We start from the raw sequence: 9674 nt of genomic DNA, 5'->3' as shown, positions 1-9674 counted from the left end.
CCTAAAGGCCGCAACGTGGTTTTGGAGCGCTCATTCGGCGCCCCCACCGTGACCAAGGACGGTGTGTCCGTGGCCAAGGAAATCGAACTCAAAGACAAGCTGCAAAACATGGGCGCGCAGATGGTCAAGGAAGTCGCTTCCAAGACTTCTGACAACGCTGGAGACGGCACCACCACCGCGACCGTGTTGGCCCAAGCCATCGTGCGCGAAGGCATGAAGTACGTTGCCGCCGGCATGAACCCCATGGACTTGAAGCGCGGCATCGACAAAGCAGTGACTGCTTTGATCGAAGAGCTGAAGAAAGCCACCAAGGCCACCACCACCACCAAAGAAATTGCCCAAGTCGGTTCGATCTCTGCCAACAGCGACCACAGCATCGGCGAAATCATCGCCAAAGCCATGGACAAAGTGGGCAAAGAAGGCGTGATCACTGTCGAAGACGGCAAGTCTTTGGACAACGAACTCGACATCGTTGAAGGCATGCAGTTTGACCGCGGCTACCTGTCGCCTTACTTCATCAACAACCCTGAGAAGCAAGCTGCTTTGTTGGACAACCCCTTCGTGTTGTTGTTCGACAAGAAGATCAGCAACATCCGCGACTTGTTGCCCACACTGGAAGCCGTTGCCAAAGCTGGCCGTCCTTTGTTGATCATTGCTGAAGAAGTTGAAGGCGAAGCCTTGGCAACTTTGGTGGTGAACACCATCCGTGGCATCTTGAAGGTTGTGGCTGTCAAGGCTCCTGGCTTCGGCGATCGTCGCAAAGCCATGTTGGAAGACATCGCCATCTTGACCGGCGGCAAAGTGATCGCTGAAGAAGTCGGCCTGACACTCGAAAAAGTGACTTTGGCTGACCTCGGCCAAGCCAAGCGCATCGAAGTGGGCAAAGAAAACACCATCATCATCGACGGCGCTGGTGCTGCTGGCGACATCGAAGCCCGCGTCAAACAAGTGCGCATGCAAATCGAAGAAGCCACTTCTGACTACGACCGCGAAAAGCTGCAAGAGCGCGTGGCCAAGTTGGCTGGCGGTGTGGCCGTGATCAAGGTCGGCGCTGCCACTGAAGTCGAAATGAAGGAAAAGAAAGCCCGCGTTGAAGACGCCCTGCACGCTACCCGCGCTGCTGTGGAAGAAGGCATCGTGGCTGGCGGTGGCGTGGCATTGCTGCGTGCACGTCAAGCGGCTGGCGTCATCAAAGGCGACAACGCTGACCAAGAAGCCGGTATCAAACTGGTGTTGAAAGCCATCGAAGCGCCTCTGCGCGAGATCGTGTACAACGCCGGTGGCGAGCCATCGGTGGTGGTGAACGCTGTGTTGGCCGGTTCGGGCAACTACGGTTTCAACGCAGCCAACGACACCTACGGTGACATGATCGAAATGGGCATCTTGGACCCCACCAAAGTGACACGCACTGCCTTGCAAAACGCAGCGTCCGTGGCCTCTTTGATGTTGACCACCGAGTGCATGATTTCCGAAGCACCGAAAGACGAATCCGGCGCTGGCGGCGGCATGCCTGACATGGGCGGCATGGGTGGTATGGGCGGCATGGGCATGTAATGGCCCCGCTGTCTGGACTGAGGGCTCAGGCCCTCACCCGGCCAAACAAAAGCCCCGCAAGGTTCGCGCCTTGCGGGGCTTTTTTATTCACACATAAGCGTGCAAACGGCCGCGCTGATCGTAGGTGGTCAAAAATGGCAGGGCACTGGGCAAGCGGTCTTGGCAAGAACTGCGGTGAACCAAGGGCATCAATGGCTTGGCTTGTGCTTGCAAACGCTGCTGGTCGTAAAGACGGCGGCTGTCTGGATGACCGAGCACCTCGTAGGCGCCATTGAGCCGGGCCATCTTCGCCGCAGCCGCCAGGCCCGCACCCTCTTGCCGGTCAGGGTGGTAGCGTTTGGCCAAAGCGCGGTAAGCCGCCCGAATAACATCCGGCTCGGCTTCGGGTGCAACCCCCAACTCGGCGTAAAAGTCCATGGTCTGGTCCATGGCTTGAATTATGGAATTGCAATACCTTATTTGTATATATATTGGTAATTTAAACGTATCTAAGTGTTAAATTCAATACCAATCGAGGACACCATGGCGCTGTGACGCCTCAGCGCATCGAATTCATGGACGAAATTGCTGCAGCAAACCGGCCGTGGAAGGGTCCAGCCCGGCCGCATCGCCCGAAGCCAAGCGCGCATGGATGTCTTTGGCCAGCACCTTGCCCAGCTCCACGCCCCATTGGTCAAAGCTGTTGATGCCCCAGACCGAGCCACTGACAAACACACGGTGTTCCTGCAAGGCGATCAGCGCCCCCAAGCTGGCAGGCGTGAGTTCATCAAGCAGCAAGAAGGTGCTGGGTCGGTTGCCGGGAAAGTGCTTGTGCCCCCCTTCGTCGGCTTGGCCCAGCATCAGCGCCTGGGCCTGCGCGATCACATTGGCCAGCAACAGTTCGTGGTGGTCTTTCAGGATGTGCGTAGGCTTTTTCACGGCGATGAATTCCACCGGCACCACATCCGTGCCCTGGTGCAGCATCTGAAAATAGGCATGCTGGCCGTTGGTGCCCGGCTCGCCCCAAAGCACGGGTGAGGTGCCATAGGGCAGCGCATGGCCGTTGCGGTCTACGCGCTTGCCGTTGCTTTCCATCTCGAGCTGTTGCAAATACGCGGGCACGCGTCGCAAGGCGCTGTGGTAAAGCGCAATGCTTCGGCTGGTGTAGTTCAAAAAGTTGCGGTACCAAACGTCCAGCAAACCCAGGCGCACCGGCAAGTTGGCCTCCAGCGGCGCGGTCTGGAAATGCTGGTCCATCGCGTGCGCCCCGGCCAGCAGGTCCCGAAAACCCTGCGCCCCGATGGCGATGGCCACCGGCAGGCCAATGGCCGACCACACCGAATACCGACCGCCCACCCAGTCCCAAAAACCAAAGGTGGTGGTGATGCCCATCTGCGCCGCAGCGGCCACGTTGGTGGTGAGCGCCGCAAAATGGCGCGACACATCGCTGCCGCCTTGCGCTTTGAACCAGGCCAGCGCCGAGCGGGCATTGGTCATGGTCTCGATGGTGGTGAAAGTTTTGGACGCGATCAGGAACAGCGTGTTCTCGGCCTTCAGACCCTTGAGCACCGCCGCCAGTTCATGGCCGTCCACATTCGACACAAAGTGAAAGCGCTTGCCCGGGATCACAAAATCTTGCAGCGCCAGCACGGCCATTTGCGGCCCCAGGTCCGAGCCGCCAATGCCGATGTTCACCACGTCGGTGATTTGCGTGTCCGTTCGCACCTGCTCAGCAAAGGCCAGCATAGGCTTCAAGGTGTCGTGCACCAGCTGCAAGGGCGCGGCCAAATCACCCGAGAGCGAGCCTTCGGGTTGGCGCAAGAGCCAATGCATCACGGCACGGCCCTCTGTGTTGTTGATGGGCTCGCCCCGGAACATGGCGTCACGGTGCGCGGCCAGGCCGGTTTGGCGGGCCAATTCGATCAACAGCGCTTCGGTGGCGGCGTCGGTGTGGTTTTTAGACAGGTCGGCCCACACATGGGGTGCCGCCTGGCTCAGGACTGGGACGCGTTGGCCGTCTTGCGCAAAGGCCTTGCGCAAATCAAAACCGGTAAAGCCCTGCGCATGCTGTTGCAGGGTTTGCCAAGCGGGTGTCAGGTCACAGCGCATCAGGGTCTTTCAAAAAGAGTGACGCCTGGAGAAAAGCGCCAAAAACTCACGGTTTTGTAGGTCGGTGCCTTCAGGTCCGAGACGGCCGTTGTGGACCAGTCTGATCTGACAAGCTTGTCATGCAAAAAGCCGAACATCTGATCCTGATGGCACCAAGCCTCGGGGCTTCGGTGGCTTGCGCTCCCATATGTATCCGGTGCATCACCAGCATGTCGGACCTGAAGGCACCGACCTACAGAGGCAGCCGATTTTCAAGATTGCTGCATCAGCACTTCGAGCTTGACCGCATCGGCGCAAAAAGCGCGGATGCCTTCGGCCAGCTTTTCGGTGGCCATGGCGTCTTCATTGAGGGCCAAGCGGAACGCGGCTTCGTTGTAGACCACGGCAGGCAAGTCCATCGCCTGCGCCGCAGCGGCATCCAGCGCCTGGTTCAGGGGCTGCTCGGTCGAGGCCAGTTGCGCCAACAACTCGGGGCTGATGGTCAGCAAGTCGCAGCCCGCCAGCGCGGTGATTTGGCCCACATTACGGAACGACGCGCCCATCACCTCGGTGGCGATGCCGTGTTTTTTGTAGTGGTTGAAGATGGCCCGCACCGACTGCACACCGGGGTCGTTCGCGCCCGACTTGGCCGCTTCATCCCAAGCTGCGCCTGCAGACTTCTTGTACCAGTCGTAGATGCGCCCCACAAAGGGGGAGATCAATTGCACCTTGGCTTGACCACAGGCCACCGCTTGGCAAAACGCGAACAGCAACGTCAGGTTGCATCGGATGCCTTCACGCTCCAACTCGGCCGCCGCCTGGATGCCTTCCCAGGTCGAGGCGATCTTGATCAGCACGCGCTCACGGCCAATGCCCTGCGCCTCATACCAAGCCATGATGCGGCGGGCGCGGGCCACGGTGGCGGCGGTGTCAAAGCTCAAGCGGGCATCCACTTCGGTCGACACACGGCCCGGAATGGTCTTCAAAATTTCACAGCCAAAACGCACCAACAAGTGGTCCATCACCACGTCCAGCGGCTGGCCCCGGTGTGCGGCCACGGCCTCGGCCAGCAAAGGCGCGTATTCGGGCTTTTGCACTGCTTTCAAAATCAAGGACGGGTTGGTCGTGGCGTCTTGCGGCTGAAACTGGGCCAACTGCTTGAAGTCACCGGTATCGGCCACCACGGTGGTGAATTGTTTGAGTGCGTTGAGTTGGTTCATGGCGGTTTCAATAAAACAAGCTTGAATTATCCGTGAAACAAAGTTACATTACAAATCAATTTTTCATGTAACTCAAAAACATCATGGCCTTTGATCTGGTTTTCTTCGGCGGCACGGGCGATCTGGTCTGGCGCAAACTCATGCCGGCCCTGTTCCAGGCCTTTCGCCACGACTCCTTGCCCGAAGGCGGGCGCATCATCGGCGTGGGCCGCGACGACCTGACGGACGATCAGTACCGCCAACAAATCCAGTCGCGCTTTGAACAAGTTGAAGGCGACAAACGCCCCAAACCCGAAGAATTTGCCCGCTTCGCCAGTTTGCTTTGTTACGTGCGGGTCGACCTGTCAGAGCCCGCAGCCTACGCCGCCTTGGCCCAGCGCTTGGCCGAGCGTGAGACCGACAGCGTGGTGATGTATTTGTCCACCGCGCCCAGCCTGTTCACCACCGTGTGCGAACAACTCGCCGCCCACGGCATGAACACCCCCAAAACCCGCATCGTGCTCGAAAAACCACTGGGCCACGACCTAGCCTCCAACCGCGCCATCAACCATGCGGTGGGCTTGGTTTTTAAAGAGCAACAGATCTTTCGCATCGACCACTACCTGGGCAAACCGGCAGTGCAAAACCTGTTTGCCATGCGCTTTGGCAACGCCTTGTTCGAGCCGTTGTGGCGGCGCGAGCACATCGCCAACATCCAAATCACCATGGCCGAAGAGCTGGGTGTGGAAAAGCGTGGCGGCTTTTACGAGACCACCGGCGCGCTGCGCGACATGGTGCAAAACCACGCCCTGCAACTGCTGTGTGCCATCGCCATGGAGCCGCCCATCAACGCCCACGCCGACGCCATCCGTGACGAAAAACTCAAGGTGCTGCGCGCGCTCAAACGCTGGACACCAGAGACGCTCAACCAACATGTGATTCGCGGGCAATACAACGCGGGCAACGTCTTCGGCCAAGCCGTGCCCGGCTACCGCAGCGAGGCCGGCGTGAGCCCCTCCAGCAGCACCGAAACCTTTGTGGCGCTGCGCACCGAAATCGCCAACTGGCGCTGGGCAGGCGTGCCGTTTTACATCCGCACCGGCAAACGCATGGCAGCGCGCGAGGCGTACATCGAAATCAACTTCCGGCCCACCCCGCACGACATCTTTCAAACCCCATCTGGGCAAGTCAACAAACTGGTCATTCACCTGCAGCCCAAAGACGGCCTAGAACTGCACCTATTTGCGCAAGGGCCCAGCAAACGCGGCGAAGGCAGCGGCACCACCACCCTGAGCCCCGTGCACCTGGACTTGGACTTTGACAAACGCTTTGGCAGCCAGCGCGTGGGGGCGTACGAACGCCTGCTGCTCGATGTGCTCGATGGCCGACTGAACCTGTTCGTGCGCAGCGACGAACAAGAGGAAGCCTGGCGCTGGGTCGAGCCCATCTTGCAACACTGGAAAAACGACCCCATCGGCCCAAGGCCCTACACCGCAGGCACCTGGGGCCCCAGCGCATCCACCGCCATGATTGCCCGCGACGGCTTTTGCTGGTCCGAAGAAATCTGACAAGGAGACCCACCATGCTCGACCGAATCAAAGCATCCCTGCCCTCGCTGGCACCGGCCGAGCAACGCGTGGGCAAGCTGGTGCTGGCCGACCCCCGTGCCTTTGCCAACCTGCCCGTGACCGAATTGGCCGACCGCGCCCATGTGAGCAAACCCACCGTGGTGCGCTTTTGCCGCAGCGTGGGCTACGACGGCTTGTCCGACTTCAAGCTCAAACTGGCCGGCAGCGTGAGCGAAGGCGTGCCCTTCATCCACCGCAGTGTCGACGCCGACGACAAAACCAGCGACATCGCCGTCAAGGTCATCGACAACACGGTGGCCGCATTTTTGAAGTACCGCAACGACGCCAGTTTTTTCGCGCTTGAACACGCCGCACAAGCCCTGGCCGCTACGCAAAAAACCAACCGCCGCATCGAGTTTTATGGCGTAGGCAACTCCGGCATCGTGGCGCAAGACGCGCAGCACAAATTCTTTCGCCTCGGCGTCAACGCCATCGCCTACAGCGACGGGCACATGCAAGTCATGAGCGCCTCCATGCTCCAGCCGGGGGACTGCGCCGTGATCATCTCCAACTCGGGCCGCACCCGCGACCTGATGGACGCCTGCGACATCGCCAAAAAGCAAGGTGCCACAACCATCGTCATCACCGCCAGCGGCTCGCCCCTGGCCGGTGCAGGCCACATCCACCTCACGGCCGACCACCCGGAGGGCTACGACAAATACAGCCCCATGGTCTCGCGCCTGCTGCACCTGCTCATCATCGACATCTTGGCCACAACAGTGGCCCTGCGCATCGGCGAAGCCCTGCAACCGGCCCTGCGCGACATGAAGAAAAACCTGAGCAGCAAGCGATACACCTGATGTCGCAGACCCGATGGGCATCAGCTGCCCTGACGGCCTCAGCACACTTTGCATCACCCAAGAACCTTTGGTTCTTGGGGCTGCCTCAGGCTTTAGGCCACCCCATCCGAACCACCGTGCCCCGCCCTTGCCGCACCGGGCTCGTCAACGTGACCCGGGCCCCGTGCTGACTGGCAATTTCTTTCACGATGGCCAAGCCCAAACCGCTGCCGCTCACACCCGCTGGTGCAGCGCGGTAAAACCGCTCGAACACATGCGCTTGGTGCGCTGGTGCGATGCCAGGTCCGTCGTCCTCCACCTCGATCCAGGTGGGGCCAACGCGCACCGTGATGTGCGCACCCGGCGGGGTGTGGTGCATGGCGTTGTCGATCAGGTTGCTCAGCGCCTCATGCAGCAACAGCTCCACACCCAGCACCTCGCAATGGGTCACTTGCGCCTCCAACCCCAAATCGTCGCCGCGCTGGTGGGCACGCATCAGCTGCTCTTGCGTTGCAAGCCGGGCCAGTTGCACCAAGTCCACGTTCTGCGGGGTGTGCATCTCGCGGGCGTGCTCTACCCGCGTCATGGCCAGCAGTTGCTCCGTCAGGCGCACCGCACCATCGGTGGTTTGCCGCGCCGCCAACAGCAAGGCTTGCGCTTGCTCAGGCGCGGTGTTGCGCTGCGCCAATGCCAGCTGCGTCTTCAAAGCCGTCAGCGGTGTGCGCAGTTGGTGGGCTGCGTTGTCTAAAAAGCGCTTGCGGATCTCGATCAACTGACCCAAACGGTCCAGGTAGCTGTTGAGCGTCTCGATCAGCGGCCGCAACTCACGCGGCAAGTCGGGCGGATGGATCGGCAAAAAGTCATCATCGGCCTTGCTCGCCAATTGTTGGCGAAACGCCTCCAGCGGTCGGATCCCTCGCTGCACCCCCCACACCACCAACAGCGCGGCCGCCAGCAACAACAAACCTTGGCTGCCCAGCGTGTCCCACAAAATGCGTTGGATCAACTGCTGCCGGGCCTCCAGGGTTTCGGCCACGGTGATCTTGATGAGCGGGTCAGTCAAGCCCGCGCCCTCCACCACATGGGTGAGCTGCGCCAAGCGCACCGGCCATTCCAAGTATTGGCCGTCATCAAACTGCACCAAGGCAAAGTAGCGCACCGACGACTCGCTGCGCGCAGGCGCATCGGGCAGGGTCGCCGCACCGGCCAGCACCTGCCCGTCCAGCGTGCTCACCTTGTAAAACAAACGCGAGCCGGTGTGGTTCTCAAACAAATAACCCGCAGCCTTCATCAGGTCGAGCTGGATCTGGCCATGACGCCAGCTGGTTTCTTCGGCCAAGGTGCGTGCTGCCAAATAGAGCGACCGGTCATACGCCTCATTCGCCGCCTGCACCGCGTTGCCATAACCCACCCAAGCGTTGATGCCGATCAAGCCCGCCAATGGCAACAAGATCCAGCCCAGCAAACGTCTGCGCAAGGACGCTGCAGCGCGCGCCTGGCCCAAAATAGGCGGCTTCATCTCAGGGGCGCGCCGACGGTGCGGTCAACAGGTACCCCATGCCGCGAAAAGTGGTGATGGCCACATCGGGCGTTTGGCTTGTCTGTTCGTGGGCCGCGTCGAGTTTTTTGCGCAAGCGGTAAATCAACACCTCCACCGCATCCAAGCCCGCAGCTTCGTCGGCAAACACCTGGGCATGCAACTGCTCTTTGCTCACGGTGCGCTGGGGCGAAGCCATCAATACCCTCAAGGCCGCTGCTTCGCGTTGGGTCAGTGCCAACACCTGGCCATGCAGTTGCACGGCATCGGTGTCCGCATCCATCTCCAGCGCCCCCCAGCGCAGCGTGGCAGGTTTGGTCCGGCCATGGCGGCGCAGCAAGACCTGCAGGCGGGCTTCGAGCTCACTCAAATCGAACGGCTTGGGCAAATAGTCGTCAGCCCCCATGTTCAGACCCAGCACCCGATCGGGCACGCTGGCCCGCGCCGTCAGCACCAGCACCGGAACGGCATCACCCCGAGCCCGCAAAGCCTGCAACACGCTCAAACCATCGAGGCCCGGCAACTGCAGATCAAGCAGCACCGCATCGAAGCGGTGACCGGGCTGCAAACACTGGTCTGCGGCCACACCATCGGTGGCAAAGTGCACCGTCATCCCGCCCTGGCGCAAGGCGGAGCCCAGCCACAGGGCAATGTCAGGTGTGTCTTCCACCAACAGAATGTGAGGAGCTAGGGTATTCACTGAACCGCTTTGACAGGTGATTGACAGTTTGGCACGCAACCACGCACAAAAATCGCAACAGCTGCCCTGGCGTGCGCCCGGCAGTGTGTTTTTTATTCTTACACAGGAGACCTGCATGTCCATTACTAAACGCGACTTTTTGGCCCTCGGCGCTGCCGCTGGTGCATCCATGGCCTTGCCCGCTTGGGCCCAAGGCAAAACGCTGTTCGA

Annotated in this window: 8 protein-coding genes; 3 read left to right on the top strand and 5 right to left on the bottom strand. The window is 60.5% G+C overall.

Translation table 11 applies throughout. From position 1 onward, the window contains the following. The coding region (gene groL, locus Q0341_RS03160) for a chaperonin GroEL (RefSeq protein ID WP_299510503.1) at positions 1-1554 on the top strand (1554 nt) is incomplete at its 5' end. Between the two features lie 87 nt (positions 1555-1641). Here groL and Q0341_RS03155 read toward each other — a convergent pair. From Q0341_RS03155 to tal, 3 genes are all read right to left on the bottom strand, one after another. After that, positions 1642-1971 carry a J domain-containing protein gene (locus tag Q0341_RS03155; protein WP_299510502.1) on the bottom strand — a complete coding sequence of 110 codons (330 nt, stop codon included), beginning with the start codon at positions 1969-1971 and terminating at the stop codon, positions 1642-1644. A gap of 135 nt (positions 1972-2106) precedes the next feature. Further along, on the bottom strand, positions 2107-3642 hold the full coding sequence (gene pgi, locus Q0341_RS03150) for a glucose-6-phosphate isomerase (protein WP_299510500.1): 1536 nt from the start codon (positions 3640-3642) through the stop codon (positions 2107-2109). 251 nt (positions 3643-3893) lie between these two features. After that, on the bottom strand, positions 3894-4841 hold the full coding sequence (gene tal / locus Q0341_RS03145; protein WP_299510498.1) for a transaldolase: 948 nt from the start codon (positions 4839-4841) through the stop codon (positions 3894-3896). 83 nt (positions 4842-4924) lie between these two features. On the opposite strand from tal, the gene zwf reads away from it, so the two are divergent. Both zwf and Q0341_RS03135 read left to right on the top strand, forming a co-directional pair. Further along, positions 4925-6388 (top strand): glucose-6-phosphate dehydrogenase, encoded by a 1464-nt coding sequence (gene zwf, locus Q0341_RS03140; protein ID WP_299510496.1) that lies wholly within the window; start codon positions 4925-4927, stop codon positions 6386-6388. 14 nt (positions 6389-6402) lie between these two features. Further along, positions 6403-7248: an SIS domain-containing protein gene (locus tag Q0341_RS03135; protein ID WP_299510495.1), complete on the top strand. Its 846-nt coding sequence runs from the start codon at positions 6403-6405 to the stop codon at positions 7246-7248. An 85-nt stretch (positions 7249-7333) separates the two neighbouring features. On the opposite strand, the gene Q0341_RS03130 is transcribed toward Q0341_RS03135, so the two are convergent. Further along, the gene (locus Q0341_RS03130; protein ID WP_299510493.1) at positions 7334-8746 is read right to left on the bottom strand and encodes a sensor histidine kinase; all 1413 of its coding nucleotides are present in this window, start codon (positions 8744-8746) and stop codon (positions 7334-7336) included. A gap of 1 nt (position 8747) precedes the next feature. Beyond that, positions 8748-9464 carry a response regulator transcription factor gene (locus Q0341_RS03125; protein ID WP_299510491.1) on the bottom strand — a complete coding sequence of 239 codons (717 nt, stop codon included), beginning with the start codon at positions 9462-9464 and terminating at the stop codon, positions 8748-8750. Between the last annotated feature and the right edge of the window lie 210 nt (positions 9465-9674).

The sequence above is a fragment of the uncultured Limnohabitans sp. genome, assembly GCF_937889215.1.
Taxonomy (GTDB): domain Bacteria; phylum Pseudomonadota; class Gammaproteobacteria; order Burkholderiales; family Burkholderiaceae_C; genus Limnohabitans_A.
The sequence above is the reverse complement of the archived record's forward strand: the minus strand, read 5'-3'. Positions and strand labels throughout refer to the sequence as shown.